This window comes from Leucobacter aridicollis, from assembly GCF_024399335.1.
Classification (GTDB): domain Bacteria; phylum Actinomycetota; class Actinomycetes; order Actinomycetales; family Microbacteriaceae; genus Leucobacter; species Leucobacter aridicollis_A.
On the sequence record NZ_CP075339.1, the window covers coordinates 1,816,939 to 1,832,160 of the forward strand.

At 64.7% G+C, this 15,222-nt stretch carries 13 protein-coding genes and 1 other RNA gene; 5 read left to right on the forward strand and 9 right to left on the reverse strand.

Annotated elements, in window-relative coordinates; translation table 11 throughout:
- The first annotated feature begins 12 nt into the window (after window positions 1-12).
- Window positions 13-1,728: a 2-oxoglutarate dehydrogenase, E2 component, dihydrolipoamide succinyltransferase gene (sucB, locus tag KI794_RS08160; protein ID WP_255807711.1), complete on the forward strand. Its 1,716-nt coding sequence runs from the start codon at window positions 13-15 to the stop codon at window positions 1,726-1,728.
- 128 nt (window positions 1,729-1,856) lie between these two features.
- Here sucB and KI794_RS08165 read toward each other — a convergent pair whose 3' ends face one another.
- The gene (locus KI794_RS08165) at window positions 1,857-2,417 is read right to left on the reverse strand and encodes a hypothetical protein (RefSeq protein ID WP_119283847.1); all 561 of its coding nucleotides are present in this window, start codon (window positions 2,415-2,417) and stop codon (window positions 1,857-1,859) included.
- Between the two features lie 185 nt (window positions 2,418-2,602).
- Between KI794_RS08165 and KI794_RS08170 the strand changes: the two genes are divergently transcribed.
- The 3 genes from KI794_RS08170 to glnA (KI794_RS08180) all read left to right on the forward strand — a co-directional run bounded on the left by KI794_RS08170 (window position 2,603) and on the right by glnA (KI794_RS08180) (window position 5,306).
- Window positions 2,603-3,292 (forward strand): DUF4191 domain-containing protein, encoded by a 690-nt coding sequence (locus KI794_RS08170; RefSeq protein ID WP_255807712.1) that lies wholly within the window; start codon window positions 2,603-2,605, stop codon window positions 3,290-3,292.
- A gap of 3 nt (window positions 3,293-3,295) precedes the next feature.
- Complete coding sequence (locus tag KI794_RS08175; RefSeq protein WP_255807713.1) at window positions 3,296-3,712, forward strand: RDD family protein; 417 nt, start codon at window positions 3,296-3,298, stop codon at window positions 3,710-3,712.
- A gap of 169 nt (window positions 3,713-3,881) precedes the next feature.
- Window positions 3,882-5,306 carry a type I glutamate--ammonia ligase gene (gene glnA / locus KI794_RS08180; protein ID WP_119283850.1) on the forward strand — a complete coding sequence of 475 codons (1,425 nt, stop codon included), beginning with the start codon at window positions 3,882-3,884 and terminating at the stop codon, window positions 5,304-5,306.
- A gap of 258 nt (window positions 5,307-5,564) precedes the next feature.
- On the opposite strand, the gene KI794_RS08185 is transcribed toward glnA (KI794_RS08180), so the two are convergent.
- From KI794_RS08185 to KI794_RS08195, 3 genes are all read right to left on the reverse strand, one after another.
- On the reverse strand, window positions 5,565-8,585 hold the full coding sequence (locus tag KI794_RS08185) for a bifunctional [glutamine synthetase] adenylyltransferase/[glutamine synthetase]-adenylyl-L-tyrosine phosphorylase (protein ID WP_255807714.1): 3,021 nt from the start codon (window positions 8,583-8,585) through the stop codon (window positions 5,565-5,567).
- Between the two features lie 8 nt (window positions 8,586-8,593).
- Entirely contained in the window at window positions 8,594-9,931 is a 1,338-nt protein-coding gene (gene glnA / locus KI794_RS08190) for a type I glutamate--ammonia ligase (RefSeq protein ID WP_119283851.1), read from the reverse strand.
- A 119-nt stretch (window positions 9,932-10,050) separates the two neighbouring features.
- The gene (locus tag KI794_RS08195) at window positions 10,051-10,254 is read right to left on the reverse strand and encodes a methionine aminopeptidase (RefSeq protein WP_255807715.1); all 204 of its coding nucleotides are present in this window, start codon (window positions 10,252-10,254) and stop codon (window positions 10,051-10,053) included.
- 38 nt (window positions 10,255-10,292) lie between these two features.
- Between KI794_RS08195 and map the strand changes: the two genes are divergently transcribed.
- Window positions 10,293-11,162, forward strand: a complete 870-nt coding sequence (gene map / locus KI794_RS08200) for a type I methionyl aminopeptidase (RefSeq protein ID WP_255807716.1) — start codon at window positions 10,293-10,295, stop codon at window positions 11,160-11,162.
- 269 nt (window positions 11,163-11,431) lie between these two features.
- Here the strand turns inward: map and rnpB are convergent.
- The 5 genes from rnpB to KI794_RS08225 form a co-directional block, all read right to left on the reverse strand.
- Window positions 11,432-11,810, reverse strand: an RNA gene (gene rnpB, locus KI794_RS08205) — RNase P RNA component class A.
- Window positions 11,811-11,893: 83 nt separating this feature from the next.
- Window positions 11,894-12,622, reverse strand: coding sequence for a zinc ribbon domain-containing protein (locus KI794_RS08210; protein WP_255807717.1), 729 nt, complete (start codon window positions 12,620-12,622; stop codon window positions 11,894-11,896).
- A 9-nt stretch (window positions 12,623-12,631) separates the two neighbouring features.
- Window positions 12,632-13,522, reverse strand: coding sequence for a Nif3-like dinuclear metal center hexameric protein (locus KI794_RS08215; RefSeq protein ID WP_255807718.1), 891 nt, complete (start codon window positions 13,520-13,522; stop codon window positions 12,632-12,634).
- Window positions 13,523-13,531: 9 nt separating this feature from the next.
- On the reverse strand, window positions 13,532-14,191 hold the full coding sequence (locus tag KI794_RS08220; RefSeq protein ID WP_119283855.1) for a methionine ABC transporter permease: 660 nt from the start codon (window positions 14,189-14,191) through the stop codon (window positions 13,532-13,534).
- Window positions 14,191-15,219, reverse strand: coding sequence for a methionine ABC transporter ATP-binding protein (locus KI794_RS08225; RefSeq protein WP_119283856.1), 1,029 nt, complete (start codon window positions 15,217-15,219; stop codon window positions 14,191-14,193). The genes KI794_RS08220 and KI794_RS08225 overlap by 1 nt, the downstream gene beginning before the upstream one ends.
- Window positions 15,220-15,222: the final 3 nt, after the last annotated feature.

Below are 15,222 nucleotides of genomic sequence, written 5' to 3' on the forward strand. Positions count from 1 at the left end.
AGGAGAATCACGATGAGTGAATCGGTAGTCCTCCCCGCGCTGGGCGAGAGCGTCACCGAGGGGACGGTGACCCGCTGGCTGAAGCAGGTGGGCGAGACCGTAGCGGTCGACGAGCCGCTGCTCGAGGTCTCGACCGACAAGGTGGACACCGAGGTGCCTTCCCCAGTCGCCGGCGTGGTCGAAGAGATCCTCGTCCAGGAAGATGAGACCGCTGAGGTTGGCGCTGTGCTCGCGCGCATTGGCGATGGAAGCGGATCCGCTCCCGCAGCAGCGCCGGCTCCCGAACAGGCGGCTCCCGCAGCGCCAGCTCCTGCTGAGCCTGCTGCTCCGGCAGCTCCCGCTGAGACCGCCGCAGCACCTGCTGCCGCTGCACCAGCTCCGGCTCCTGCCGCCGGAGGCGACAGCCAGGACATCGTTCTGCCGTCGCTCGGCGAGTCAATCACCGAGGGCACTGTGACCCGCTGGCTGAAGCAGATCGGTGAGGCCGTCGAGGTCGACGAGCCGCTGCTCGAGGTGTCAACAGACAAGGTCGACACTGAGGTACCGTCACCCGTCGCGGGCATCCTCCAGGAGATGCTTGTCGGCGAGGACGAGACCGTAGAGGTTGGCGCAGTCCTCGCGCGCGTCGGGAGCGGAGCAGCTGCTCCGGCGGCGGCACCTGCTCCGGCACCGGCTGCGCCCGCAGCGGCACCAGCTCCGGCACCGGCTGCGCCCGCAGCAGCACCTGCACCGGCACCGGCTGCGCCCGCAGCGCCCGCAGCGCCTACACCGGCAGCGCCTGCACCGGCAGCACCCGCACCGGCAGCACCCGCACCGGCTGCAGAGACCGGCGGCTACGTCACCCCGATCGTCCGCAAGCTTGCGGGTGAGCGCGGCGTGGACCTCGCTACCGTGGTCGGAACTGGCGTTGGTGGCCGCATCCGCAAGGAAGACGTGCTCGCGGCTGCAGCGGCTGCTCCCGCGGCAGCAGCGGCCCCGGCTGCAGCAGCTCCTGCGCCTCGCGTTGTCTCCGAGCTCCGCGGCACGACGCAGAAGATGAGCCGCCTGCGCAAGGTCATCGCGGAGCGCGCCGTCGCTTCGATGCAGCAGACGGCTCAGCTCACGACAGTGGTGAAGGTCGACGTGACACGCGTCGCTCAGCTGCGCCAGGCGAAGAAGGATGAGTTCCTGGCGAAGACTGGTTCGAAGCTTTCCTTCATGCCGTTCTTCGCGCTCGCCGCTGCAGAGGCGCTACAGGCCTACCCTGTGATCAACTCGACAGTTGAAGGCGACCAGATCGTCTACCCGGCAACTGAAAACGTCAGCATCGCTGTCGACACTGAGCGTGGTCTCCTCACTCCTGTGCTTCGCGACGCAGGAACGAAGAACATCGCCCAGATCGCCGGTGAGATCGCTGATCTTGCCGCTCGCACCCGTGACAACAAGCTCACGCCGGACGAGCTGAGCGGCGGCACGTTCACGCTCACGAATACGGGTTCGCGCGGGGCACTGTTTGACACCCCGCTGGTGTTCCTTCCGCAGTCAGCAATTCTCGGCACTGGTGTTGTAGTGAAGGAGCCCGGGGTTGTTTCGACACCTGAGGGTGACTCGATCGCGATCCGGTCGACGGTGTACCTTGCGCTGTCGTACGATCACCGGACAATCGACGGTGCCGACGCTGCGCGTTTCCTCACGCAGATGAAGTCCCGCCTCGAAGAGGGCAACTTCGGGGCAGATCTCGGTATCTAGTTTCGACGATATGTGAGGGGTTCTGCGGCGCGATGTGCGCCGCAGAACCCCTCACTCGTTTGTGACGTAGTGGATCGTCCGCCCTCAGCTCGGCCCGCAAGCGTTGCCCCCTCGCACCGCCTGCAGCGTCACCGGCGCCTGGATCCATCGGCGAACAAGGCTCGCACAGCGCCAAACGATTCCTGTCGCAGAGGCGTGGGGGTGATTCGGCCAGCGACAGCGTGTCTGAGTGTCTCTCCGGCCGCATTCGACTCCCACGCCCTCATGTGAGCGAGTTCTGCAGCGACGTCACCAAATAGCTCGCCGAGAAACTCACTCGCGCCCACCGGGGCAACGCTCGTCGCCACGCTCGACAGCTCCCTGAGCGACACGCCGAAGCCGTGACATCCGGCATCGTGACCCGCCCGAAGATGCGCGACACCCTGTGCAACGCGCGCATTGCTCCGCCAGCCTGCTTCTGGGGGCAGCTCGATCAGCGCAACATCCGCCTGTGGGACGAGCCGACGCCGATACTTGCCTTCACCCGGAACGTGCAGCGTCAGCTTTCGGGCAACGTCTGCCCCGAGGCATGCCCCGTGCTCCCGCGCGGCGAACCCCGCGAAGCAGACACCAAGCATGAGGCTCGTCGTCTCCCCCGCCGACAGGAGTACTTTGGGCGGTTGACGGGAAGCATCGTTGGAAGTGCGCATGCATCTATCCTCGTCCTCGCTTGGGCCGGGGCCCCGTAGCATGGGGCAAATCTGTGCCTCTCGGGATAACCGGTGCGGGTGGGACGCCTGTGGGCGAGCCACCTCAGGAGCGAAAATCGCTCTGCCACGAGCGAACTCAGGCCGGGTTGCTCGAGCAGCGCCTGAGAAGCGGTACGATGGAAGGTATGGCAGAGGCGAAGCAGAAGTCCCCGGATCGCATCAAGCAGATGGTGCAGGTGTACAAGAACACCCGCACCCAAGACAAGCTGCTGACCCCGCTGATGCTGCTCTCCTTCGTCGGCCCGATCCTGGTGGCCGTGCTTCTCGCTTGGCTCCTGCCAGGCAACTGGTTTAGCTGGATCCTGTGGCCCCTCACCGGCATTCTTGCCGGACTGCTCATTGCGATGATCGTTCTTGGTCGCCGCGCCGAGGCAGTCGCATACGCGCAGATTGAGGGGCGTCCCGGCGCGGTTGGTGCAATCGTGCAGAGCGCACTTCGGCGTAGCTGGCGTGGGTCGGAGGTGCCCGTCGCGATGACCCGGCAGCAGGATGCGGTATACCGCGTCATCGGGCGCGGCGGAGTCGTACTCATTTCTGAGGGCTCGCGCCAGCGCACTCAGCGCATCGCGCAGGACGAGGAACGCAAACTCAAGCGCGCGATCTCAAACGTTCCGATCTCGCACCTCTACGTTGGCCCTGACGAGGGTTCGGTGGCATTGCCGAAGCTTTCGAAGGAGCTGCAAAAGATGAAGCGTGTACTCAATCGCAACGAGATCGCTGCTGTCTATAACCGGCTCTCGTCGCTTCAGGCGAGCCCCGTTGGAATCCCGAAGGGAATCGACCCGAATCGCGTCCGCGCACAGCGCCCGCGCTAAACCATGTCCCAGAAGTTTGGTGACCTCGCCCCCAGCGAGTATCCGGGGGAGCGTCTCGGTCTTCCCGAGGACGGGCCTCGCTCGGTCGGCCGTGTGGGGCGACGCCTGCTCGCGATCTGCATCGACTGGGCCCTCGCTTCCCTCCCCGCCTACCTCCTCATCGGAGGACCGCAGGCGATGTGGTGGCACTCTCTCATTTTTATGCTCATGCAGATCGTCTTCGTTCCGACAATCGGTGGTTCGCTCGGACATCGACTGGTCGGCCTGCAGGTTGTTCCGATCGCTGGCGGCTGGGTTGGCGTCTGGCGCCCCATCGTTCGCGCGGTGCTCGTCACACTCGTGATCCCAGCACTCGTCTGGGACAGCGACCAGCGCGGCTTTCACGACAAGATCGCAGGGACGGTACTGATTCGCGTCTAGGGCGCAGTCAACTCATCATGCGAAAACACGTTGTCACCGTCGACACCGTAGTTCGTCGCGCCGCAATACGTAACACGCCTGAAACACTGCTTCCACGCTCCCGAAACGCTGGAAGCATAGGCTTGACCTACGAAGCGGCAGACCGCCGCACCGAAAAGTGAGGATCCCGATGTTCAAGACTCCCCAGGAAGTCATCGACTATATCCGCGAAACCGACGTCAAGTTCCTTGACATCCGGTTCACCGATCTCCCCGGCGTGCAGCAGCACTTCAACATTCCGGCGAGCACGGTAGATCTCGACTTCTTCGAGGTCGGGCAGATGTTCGACGCCTCCTCGATCCGCGGCTTCGCTACGATCGCTGAGTCGGACATGCAGCTCATCCCCGACGTCACAACTGCGTACATCGATCAGTTCCGCGCCGAGCGCACCCTCATCATGGTGTTCGACATTTACAACCCGCGCACAGGCGAAATCTACTCGAAGGACCCACGCCAGGTCGCGAAGAAAGCCGAGCAGTTCCTCGCTTCGACCGGAATCGCCGACACCGCGTTCTTCGCCCCCGAGGCAGAGTTCTACATTCTCGACTCGGTTCGCTACGAAACCACTCCGCGCCGTACGTTCTTCGAGATCGACTCGGAGGAGGCCCACTGGAACTCCGCCACAGATTACGAGGGCGGAAACCTCGGGAACACGACCGCGCTCAAGGGAGGCTATTTCCCAGTCTCCCCCGTGGACAAGCAGGCTGATCTGCGTGATGACATCTCGCTTCGCCTTATCGAAGCTGGCCTGCAGCTCGAGCGTTCCCACCACGAGGTCGGCGCTCCCGGTCAGGCAGAGATCAACTATCGGTTTGACACGATGGTCTCTGCTGCCGACGACGTGCTGAAGTTCAAGTACATCGTCAAGAACACCGCAGAGCTCTGGGGTAAGACGGCCACATTCATGCCGAAACCCGTGTTTGGCGATAACGGCTCGGGAATGCATACACACATGTCCCTCTGGGCAAACGGCGAACCGCTGTTCTACGACGAGAACGGTTATGCCGGACTCTCGGACACCGCTCGCTGGTACATCGGCGGCATCCTCAAGCACGCGCCGTCGCTGCTCGCCTTCACGAACCCGACGATCAACAGCTACCGTCGCCTCGTGAAGGGCTACGAGGCTCCCGTGAACCTTGCCTACTCAGCAGGTAACCGTTCGGCCGCAATTCGCATCCCGCTCACTGGCTCCAACCCGAAGGCGAAGCGCATCGAATTCCGCGCCCCTGACGCTTCGGGCAACCCGTATCTCGCATTCGCAGCTCAGCTCATGGCCGGCATCGACGGCATTCGCAACCGGATCGAGCCCGGCGAGCCGATCGACAAGGATCTCTACGAGCTTCCCCCGGAGGAGGCCGCGAACATCCCGCAGGTGCCCGGCTCGCTCGGCGAGGCACTCGCCGCTCTCGAAGCGGATCACGCCTACCTGCTTGAGGGCGGCGTCTTCACTGAGGAGCTGATCCAGACTTGGATCAACCTGAAGAACGAGACCGAACTGCTCCCAATGGCGGTTCGTCCCCACCCGTACGAGTTCGAGCTCTACTACGGCGTGTAGGACTCGCTCCGCCATACACGCGAAACCGCTCAGCGTGCCGAGTAGGCATCTGGGCGGTTTCGTTTCGTGTTGGTGCTAGGAGTTGATATCGTCCTCGATATCGGCATCCTCGCTTGCGAGAATGGCTTCGAGGAAGCTTGCCAGATAGTTCATGGTTGTCAGAGTACGCGCCAAGTTGCCCGCTGGCTAGACCTGGCACGGAACAATCACCGGGAGTTCACCGAGCAGACATAGCCCCGACCTGGTGGCACGTGGTGCTTAGGCCTGCACTTCTGGGAAAAGCTCGTCTTCGCGATAGCCGAAGAACTCGCGCTCAAACACGGCGCGGGCGCGCCTGCTCGCCGTGTGCCAGCGCTCAACAAGCTCGCTCGTGCGGTCGCGTCGCTCTCCGAGAACGCCCGCGATGCCGGCGAGATCACGCCAGTCGCGCGGCAGTGAGTCGGCCGCTCTGCCGTTCCAGAGACGCATCGCCGAGCGGAGTGTGCTCGCGAGGCGCCAGGCGTCCTCAAGCGTTGCTGCGTCCTCCTTGTCAATGAGTCCAAGCCTCGCCGCTGCAGCTAGCGCCTCGAGAGTCGACACCGTGCGAAGCTCAGGGTGTGCTGCACCGTGCTGCAGCTGCAGCAGCTGCACAAGCCACTCGACATCGCTGATGCCGCCCGGGCCGAGCTTCAAGTGCATCGCTGGATCCTGCCCCTGTGGCAGCCGCTCCCCCTCGACGCGTGCTTTCATGCGCCGAACATCGCGCAGCTGTTCCTCCCTGAACTCGCTCGGATACCTGATCGGGTCAGCCATCGCAAAGAACTCGGCGCTCAGGCTCGCGTCGCCGGCCGCGTGGCGGGCCCGTAGCAACGCCTGGGCCTCCCACGTGGCCGACCAGCGCTCATAGTAACTCCGGTATGAGTCGATACTGCGAACAAGCGGGCCGTTCTTGCCCTCCGGCCGCAGATCGAAGTCGAGGTCGACTGGAAACCGTGGGTCTGAGACGAGCGTGCGAAGCTCGCTCACGACCTTGGCCGCGGGCGACACAGGCCCACTACCCGTCGCACCACCACGCGCCACCGCGATGAGGTCGATGTCGGAGGCAAAGCCGAGCTCGCCGCCACCGAACCTGCCCATGCCGACGAGTGCAATCTCCGGTGCAGCGCTCTCGCTTCCGAGATGCCCCCGAATCGCAGAGAGCAGCGCGTCGAGCAGAGCGGTGTGCGCCCCGTCAAGGCCCTTCGCGACGGTCTCCTCGTCGAGCACTCCAACGACGCGGCCCATCGCGAGTCTGAGGATCTCGCGCCGATGCACGCGGCGTAGACGCTCCGCAGCGGACTGAGCGGAGGGCCGACGTGACACCAGCGAGCGCATCTCGGCCAGCAGCGCCTCAGGCGCCGGGGGTTCGAGCAGCGCATCTCGTTCGAGCCAGGCGACGCCCTCGGGGTACCCCTCGAGCAGGCCCGCAGCGTACTTCGAGTTTGCGAGCAGCAGCGTGAGCCGCTCGGCCGCGAGCGAGCCGTCCCTGAGGAGGCGCAGGTACCACGACGCATCCCGGTTCGCCTCGCTCACCTTGCGAAAGGCGAGCAAGCCGAAATCAGGATCGGTGCCGAGCGCCAGCCATTGCAGCAGCACTGGGGTGAGGTTGCGCAAGATCTTTGCGCTGCGCGACGGGCCGCTTGTAAGTGCGGCGAGGTGCCGTGAGGCGCCATCAGGATCGAGGAAGCCAATGCTCGACAGTCGAGCTTTTGCCTCTGCCGTGCCGAGCACAAACTCCTCGTCAGGCAAAGCTGCGACAGCGCTCAACAGCGGCGCATAAAAGATCTTCAGGTGCAGTTCTCGGACCTCGCGGCGTACTCGATCCCAGAGCGCGCCCAGTTCCTTCGCGTCTCGTGCAAGTCCAGACGCCCGCGCAAGCACCCGCCGTCCCTCATCGTCGCTCGGCATGAGTGCGGTTCGTCGAAGGTCGCGAAGTTGAAGCCTGTGCTCGAGCACCCGCAGCGTTCGATAGTGCTCGCTCAGGCGTTCACCGTCCCGGCGGGCCACGTAGCCATCGTCGACAAGTGCTCGAAGCGCGGGCAGTGTGCCCCGCAGTTGCAGGTGCTCGTCGTGCTGGCCATGCACGAGTTGCAGCAGCTGCACGCTGAACTCGATATCGCGCAGCCCTCCGGGACCGAGTTTGATTTGCAGCGGCAGCTCTTCAGGCGCGATGTGCTCAGTTACTCGTTCACGCATGCGCTGCACTGAACCAACGAAGTCCTCGCGACTCGCAGACGCCCAGACGAGCGGCCGTGTCGCAGCAACAAATTGCTCGCCAAGGGCAAGGTCGCCTGCACACGCCCTGGCCTTAATAAGCGCTTGGAACTCCCATGCTTTCGCCCACCTGTCGTAGTAGCTCAGCATCGATGACAGCGACCGCACGAGTGGCCCCTGCCTGCCCTCCGGGCGAAGGTTCGGGTCGACCTGCCAGAGAGGCAGCTCGTGAGCAGGATCCTGAATGGCACGCATCACCTCACGAGCGAGCGCGGTCGCCGCGCGCTCGTCGCCCTCGGCGATGAACATGACGTCGACGTCCGAGACAACGTTGAGCTCTTGCGCGCCGCACTTGCCCATGGCAATCACCGAGAACCTGAGCTCGGAAAGCTTTGCTGTCGCAACTCGAGGGCTGGCGCCGTCAGCGCCGAGCGTCGCCCGGCCAACTGCGATGGCTGCCTCTATTGCCGCGTCTGCGAGACTCGACAGCGCGGCAGCGACGGCCTCAAACGCGGGTCGAGGGTCACGGGCGACCTCTTGTGGCCCGGCGCTCGTCAGGTCGAAGAGCGCGACGCTGGAGAGCAGCGCACGGTACCCGACTCTGAGCGCATTCCAACCCGGTTCTCCAGCGAGCTGCACGCCACCCGGCGCGACCGCGGCAAGCATCTCGGCCCGCGCCTCTTCAGCGCTCGGAAGACGGCCATCCCCGCACACGGTCGCCCCGATGAGTTCCGGGTGTCTGGAGAAGAACTCTCCGAGCGCTGGCGACGCACCAACAAGTAGGCACAGGCGTCGCCAAGCGAATGCGTCGAGTAGTGCGAGCCTCGCTCCCTCGGCTTCCGCAATGCGTAGAAGCATGGCGAGCGCCGTGTCTGGGTCCGCAGCCGCCTGCAACCCCTCCAGAAGCGCTAATTCGTCTGCCCCATCGAGCGCGAGGGCGAGCTCGCGAATGCTCTCCCGGGCTGCTGTGAGGTTCTGAAACCCGGCGCGCGCGTAGCTTCCAAGCTCTCCGCGCCGACCGGGTCGCGAGGCTCCGGGCTCCATCATCACTGCGACTAGATCGTGTCGAGCATCGACTTGAGCTCGAACGGTGTCACTTGGCTGCGGTACTCGTCAACCTCGCGACGGCTGTCCCTGATGAGGTAGGCAAATACCTGCTCACCAAGCGTCTCGGCAACGAGCTCGGAGCGCTCCATGACTGCGAGAGCATGCTCAAGGCTCTGCGGCAGCGGGTCGAAGCCCATTGCGCGTCGCTCGCCGTCGCTCAGGGCCCAGACGTTATTCTCGGCCTCTGGCGGCAGCTCATACTCCTCGCGAATACCCTTGAGCCCAGCGGCGAGAAGCACAGAGAAACCGAGGTACGGATTCACTGCACTGTCCATCCCGCGATACTCGATCCGTGCGGCGCCGCCCTTGCCAGGCTTGTACATGGGCACGCGAACAAGCGCTGAGCGGTTGTTATGACCCCAACTCACGAACGACGGCGCCTCGTCTCCACCCCACAGCCGCTTGTACGAGTTCACGTACTGGTTCGTCACGGCGGTGAGCTCGGGTGCGTGCCTGAGAATGCCTGCAACGAAGCGGCGCGCCGTCACTGACATCTGGTACTTCGCGCTCGGGTCGTAGAACGCGTTCTCCTCGCCTTCAAAGAGCGACACGTGCGTGTGCATTCCTGATCCGGGCTGGCCAGCCAGGGGCTTCGGCATGAACGTTGCGTGCACACCCTGCGCGATCGCCACCTCCTTCACCACGGACCTGAAGGTCATGATGTTGTCGGCAGTCGCGAGGGCATCTGCGTAACGGAGGTCGATCTCGTTTTGGCCGGGGCCCGCCTCGTGGTGGCTGAACTCGACTGAGATCCCGAGCTCCTCGAGCATGTTCACGCTCTCACGGCGGAAGTCGTGCGCGGTTCCCCCTGGCACGTTGTCGAAATACCCGGCCCTATCGACGGGAATGGGACCCTCGGGGCCGATTTCTTTCGACTTGAGCAGGTAGAACTCGATTTCAGGGTGGGTATAGAACGAGAAGCCCATGTCGGCGGCCTGCGCGAGCGTGCGCTTCAGCACATTGCGCGGATCAGATACTGCGGGCTCGCCGTTTGGCGTGCGAATATCGCAGAACATCCGTCCCGTCGGCTCAGTCTCGCCGCGCCACGGAAGGATCTGAAATGTCGACGGATCCGGCACGGCAAGGAGGTCCGACTCGTACGCGCGGGTCAGGCCCTCAATGGCTGAACCGTCAAAACCGATGCCTTCGCTGAACGCACCCTCGACCTCTGCGGGCGCGAGTGCCACCGATTTCAGCGCACCGGCGACGTCAGTGAACCAGAGGCGCACGAATCTCACGCCCCGCTCTTCAATCGTACGAAGCACGAAATCTCTCTGCTTGCTCACGCTGCAGCTCCCTTCAGGGCGCGGTCTCGCACCGGGTCCGGTACGCCTTTCAGCCTACCGCCCCCGTGCCGCATCGTGCGCCGGATTGCCCTGTTCGGGGCTTAGCACCCAAGGAGGGCTTAGTATTCTTCCTCGTCCTCCTCGTTCCATTCCCGAGCACGTTCAGCAAGCAGTTGCGGCGCGCGCCGCGCTTCATCACGTGTCTTGAACGGACCGATGCGGTAGATCGCGAGCGACTGCGGCCCCTCTTCAACCTCCCCGGTCTTCGAGTTGAACCAGTAGGTTTCCTCGGGGTCGTCGATCCCCCAGTCCTTCTTGCTCATGAGCGTCTCCTTCGTCAGCTTGCTCCTAGACTAGACCCATGCCTTTCGACGACCACGGCAATCTGATTCCCGGCGTTTTGCCAACGCCGCTCACAGTTCCTCGCGAGATCTCGCGGCCTCCCTACGTCGGGCTACAAGAGCCTCCGGCATATACGGGCGACAACACCTACACCGATGCCGAGGTCGCGAAGATCCGCGCTGCCGGACGCATCGCCTCACGTGCGCTTGACGCCGTTGGGGCGGCGGTTGAGCCTGGCGTCACAACAGCCGAGCTTGACCGCATCGGGCACGACGCTGTCGTTGCAGCTGGCGCGTATCCGTCGACACTGGGCTACCGCGGCTACCCAGCATCCTCATGTACGTCGGTCAACGAGGTCGTGTGCCATGGGATCCCTGACGACACCGTGCTTCGCGAGGGAGACATCGTCAATGTCGATATCACTGCATACCTCGACGGATTCCACGGCGACACCAACCGCACCTTTCGTGTTGGGAAGGTCGCTGAGGATGTCGATCTCCTCGTCGAACGCACGCACGAGGCAATGATGCGCGGAATTCGGGCCGCAAAGCCCGGCCGAGAGGTGAACGTCATTGGCAGGGTCATCGAGACGTACGCGAAGCGTTTCGGGTATGGCGTGATTCGCGACTTCACTGGCCACGGGGTCGGCTCGTCGTTTCACACGGGACTCATCATCCCGCACTACGACTCGGCGCCTCGCTTTAACGATCTCATCGTCCCTGGGATGGTCTTCACAATCGAACCGATGCTCACCCTCGGTACGCACGAGTGGGACATGTGGTCCGACAACTGGACAGTCACGACGAAGGACAAGTCGATCACGGCACAGTTCGAGCACACAATCGTTGTCCGTGAGGACGGCTTCGAACTACTCACGGTCTCCGAGTAGCTGTGTCCGAGTGGCTATGTCCGGGTAGCTATGTCCGGGTAGCCGCCCAGGTTCGCCGCCACGCCGCCACCTCACCACGCCGCACGCCGCCACGCGGCCGGACAGCGCCTTTCTTGCAGGACGCCCCCTCCCCTACGGTCGGGAGGGTGCTCTCCTGCGGGGAAGGTGCTCTCGCGGGGACAGAACTCTCCCGGGCACAGTGCGCCCTTCCAGGCACAGTGCGCACAGGCCTGCGCAGACCTCCGCGGCGCGCGCCACCTGTGCGAGAGGGGAATGGGCCGGCTATACGCCGGGTTCTGTCCCGCCGGCCAAAGCCGGCTTGGACGGTTATCTATCTCGGGACGCCGTTGCCGACGCCCTCTAGCAGCCCACCCGCAGACTCGGCGGGGCGCGTCATCGTCTGCTGTCTGGCCTTGCTCCGAACGAGGTTTACCTGGCCGCCCGTGTTACCACGGACGCCGGTGGGCTCTTACCCCACCCTTTCAGCCTTACCGGCCGCGGCGAACCACGGCAGGCGGTCTACTCTCTGTTGCACTTTCTCGCGGGTTGCCCCGGGTGGACGTTATCCACCGTTCTCCCCTGCGGAGCCCGGACGTTCCTCGGCCCGTTGCCGCACGCGACACGGGACGCAACCGTCCACCGGCCCATTCCGGCTCCCATTCTAGCGTGTCGGCGCGAGGGGTCTCGCCGCAAACCAAAGCTCACTTCGCCGCAGGCAAGCTCCGCCGCGCTTAGTCCTCGATGACGCGGACGAGAATGGCGCCCGTCTCTGGGCAGAACACGACCTCGTCGTCCGCGGTGGCCTTGATTGTCGAGAGGTCTGCAGGGCTGAGTGCCATCCCGCTCGCCTCCGACACACCAGCGCGCAGGCGCGCGGCCCCGATGCCGACCTGGGCGCGGGTCTTCTCGTAGAGCGCGAGCAGATCGCCCTGCACCTCGGCGGCCTTGCCTGCCCGCTCCGCCGCGGTCGCCGCGCGGTCGCGTTCAGTCTCGGCCTCAGCAGCGGCGATGCGAGCATTGATCTCGTCGCGACGCTTGTCGACGCCCGCAAGCACGTGCTCTGCCTCGGCAAACACTGCCTCCGCGGCGTCAGCGACCTCCATCGCCTCAAGCTGGCGCTCCTCAAGTTCACCCTTGCGGCGGCCGAGCGTTTCGAGCTCACCTTGCAGCGCCTGAGCTTCCTTCGCGGAGGTGCTTGCTGCGAGGAGGTCGTTATCTCGCTTCACGCGCTGATCTACGACGTCGACGTCCGCTTCGATTCGTGAAAGCTCAAGTCGCCTGGCGTCAAGCTCGCGCTGCGCATCCATGTAGCGGTTCCGCACCTCGTCGCGCTCCGCTTCGAGGGAGACAAGCTCGGCACGCTCAGGAAGCTGTTCGTGACGTTTGCGAAGCCTTGCGAGGGTGTGGTCGAGCTGCTGGAGGTCGAGCAGCAACAGCTGCTGGCGCGGGGTAGCCTTCATGGTTCCAGCTTACTCTGCGCCCGGCGCGTCGCCCGGGCGTGCCCCGACGGAGAAACTCCACGGGTCGGTGCGGAGGGTGCTCACGCGAAACTCGACGCCTGGAAGCCTCGTGGCAAGCACCGCAGCTGCGCCCTCGAGCCAGAGCGACTCGCTGGCCCAGTGCGCGACATCGATGAGGGCTGGACCACCTGCGACTGCGGAGAGCTCGAGCGCCTCCTGTGCTGGATGATGCCTGAGATCGGACGTGAGGTAGACGTCTGCGCCGCGCACTGCCGGGTTGTCGAGCAGGCTGTCTCCCGCGCCGCCGAGCAGCGCGATCGCTTGCACGAGGCGATCCGGATCGCCGGCCACTCGCACTCCCGACACCGTCGAAGGCATGGCCGAAGCAACTCGCTCGGCGAACGCTCTGAGCGTCTCGGGAGCGGAAAGCTTCCCGACACGACCAATGCCGATCTCGGGGTCCGCGGGATGGGGAACGATGGGCACGGCACCAACAAGCCCCAGGCGGCGAGCGATAACGTCGGAGACCCCACCGGCAGGCTGATCGGCGTTCGTGTGCGCCGAGATGAGCGCGCACCCCCCGCGGATCAGGGAGGCAAGGAGTGCGCCTTTCGCAGTGTCCTCGGCGACCGTGTGGATGCCGCGCAGCAACAGCGGGTGGTGCGTGATGAGCGCGTCCGCCTCCCAGGCGAGCGCCTCGTCGACTGTCGCGGCGACAGCGTCGACAGCGAGCAGCACCCTGCGAAGCGGGGCGGCATCCCGGCCCGTCACCAGCCCGACGCGATCCCACGACTCGGCCGTATCGGCAGGCCACATCTCGTTTGTGACACGCCGGAGGTCGGCTAGGGTCTGCCCCGCGGGAGCGGTGGGTGTGGGTGTGACAGGTTCGGTGTTCGTCATGCCTCGAGGCTAGCGCCTGAGGAGCCTCCGCGCCGTCACGTTGCCGATGAGCTGTGCGATCTGCACGATCACGACGATGATGAGCACCGACGCCCACGTGACCCACGGGTTCGACTGGCGATAGCCATACTGCAGCGCGAAGTTGCCGATACCGCCTGCGCCGATGATGCCAGCCATCGCGGACATGTCGACGATCGCCACGAAAGCGAACGTGTATCCGAGCACAAGCGGGCCGAGGCCCTCTGGAATGAGCACTGTGAAGATGATCCGCAGCGGACCGGCGCCCATCGCGCGGGCGGCCTCAATCTGGCCGGGCGGCACGGTGAGGAGGTTCTGTTCGACGAGGCGGGAGATCCCAAACGCTGCGGCAACGACGAGCGAGAAGATCAATGCGGGGCCGCCGATGCCCTTTCCCGTGACCATGCGCGCCAGCGGTTGCAAGAGCATCAGGATCAGCACGAACGGGATCGGGCGGAAGAAGTTCACGAGCAGGTTCAGCACCCAGAATGTTGGTGCGCTCTGCAGGATGCCGCCGCGCCGCGTCGTCGTAAGGAGGACGCCGACGATGAGGCCGATCAGGCCCCCGATCGTGATCGCGAAGGCGACGTAGATGAGCGTCTCGACTGTCGCATCACCGATCTTTGGGAGCAGTTCAATCAGGCGATCCATTACGCGAGCACCTCCAGCTCGGTCTGCTGTGCGAGTGCTGCGATAGCGTGTTCAACCTGCACGCCCTCGCCGATGAGCTCAAGCGTGAGCTTTCCGAATGTGCGGCCGCCGACGTCAGTGATGCCGCCGTGGACGATGTTCACGCCAACGCCGCGGTCAGCGAGAGTCTGGAACACGATCGGCTGATCTGCGCCACCGTCACGGAAGGTGAGGGCGATGAGCTTGCCGCGGTGCTTCTCGCGCAGCGCGCGGAGATGTGCGGGGTCCGGCTCGGTGGGCAGCGCAGTCGAGACGAAGCGCCGCGTCGTGTCGGTCTTCGGGTTCGAGAACACTTCGAACACCTCGCCCTGCTCGACCGCCTGACCGCCCTCCATGACGGTGACCCGGTGTGCGATCTCCCGCACAACGTCCATCTCGTGCGTGATGAGCAGGATCGTGACGCCAAGCTCGCGGTTGATCTTTGTGAGCAGCGCAAGCACCTCACGGGAGGTCTCGGGATCGAGCGCACTCGTGGCCTCGTCCGCAAGAATGAGGCCGGGGTTCGTCGCGAGCGCGCGGGCGATGCCGACGCGCTGTTTCTGTCCGCCGGACAGCTGCTCGATGTGTGAGTCGGCGTAGTCCGAAAGCCCGACAAAGCTGAGGAGCTCGGCCACTCGGGCCCCGCGCTCCGTGCGTGGAGTACCCGCCACAACGAGCGGGTACTCCACGTTTTTCGCGATTGTACGCGAGTGGAACAGGTTGAACTGCTGGAAGATCATGCCGATGCGTGACCGGACGCTTCGCAGCTTGGCCTCGGAGAGGGCGGTGATGTCGACGCCATCCACGAGGATCGCGCCGCTCGTCGCCCGCTCCAGGCCGTTGACGAGTCGAAGCAGGGTCGACTTGCCTGCACCCGAGTAGCCAATCACGGCGTGGATCTCGCCAGATGCGATGTCGATCGAGACATCGTCAACGGCGACAACCTCGGTGCCAGACCGGCCGCGGGCTGGATACCGCTTGCCGACCCCCTGCAGTTCAACTTTCGTCATGAA

Coding starts and splice junctions, on each gene's coding strand:
- sucB (WP_255807711.1), top strand. CDS start 13: ATGAGTGAATCGGTAGTCCTCCCCGCGCTGGGCGAGAGCGTCACCGAG.
- KI794_RS08165 (WP_119283847.1), bottom strand. CDS start 2,417: ATGCGCACTTCCAACGATGCTTCCCGTCAACCGCCCAAAGTACTCCTG.
- KI794_RS08170 (WP_255807712.1), top strand. CDS start 2,603: ATGGCAGAGGCGAAGCAGAAGTCCCCGGATCGCATCAAGCAGATGGTG.
- KI794_RS08175 (WP_255807713.1), top strand. CDS start 3,296: ATGTCCCAGAAGTTTGGTGACCTCGCCCCCAGCGAGTATCCGGGGGAG.
- glnA (WP_119283850.1), top strand. CDS start 3,882: ATGTTCAAGACTCCCCAGGAAGTCATCGACTATATCCGCGAAACCGAC.
- KI794_RS08185 (WP_255807714.1), bottom strand. CDS start 8,585: ATGATGGAGCCCGGAGCCTCGCGACCCGGTCGGCGCGGAGAGCTTGGA.
- KI794_RS08195 (WP_255807715.1), bottom strand. CDS start 10,254: ATGAGCAAGAAGGACTGGGGGATCGACGACCCCGAGGAAACCTACTGG.
- map (WP_255807716.1), top strand. CDS start 10,293: ATGCCTTTCGACGACCACGGCAATCTGATTCCCGGCGTTTTGCCAACG.
- KI794_RS08210 (WP_255807717.1), bottom strand. CDS start 12,622: ATGAAGGCTACCCCGCGCCAGCAGCTGTTGCTGCTCGACCTCCAGCAG.
- KI794_RS08215 (WP_255807718.1), bottom strand. CDS start 13,522: ATGACGAACACCGAACCTGTCACACCCACACCCACCGCTCCCGCGGGG.
- KI794_RS08220 (WP_119283855.1), bottom strand. CDS start 14,191: ATGGATCGCCTGATTGAACTGCTCCCAAAGATCGGTGATGCGACAGTC.
- KI794_RS08225 (WP_119283856.1), bottom strand. CDS start 15,219: ATGACGAAAGTTGAACTGCAGGGGGTCGGCAAGCGGTATCCAGCCCGC.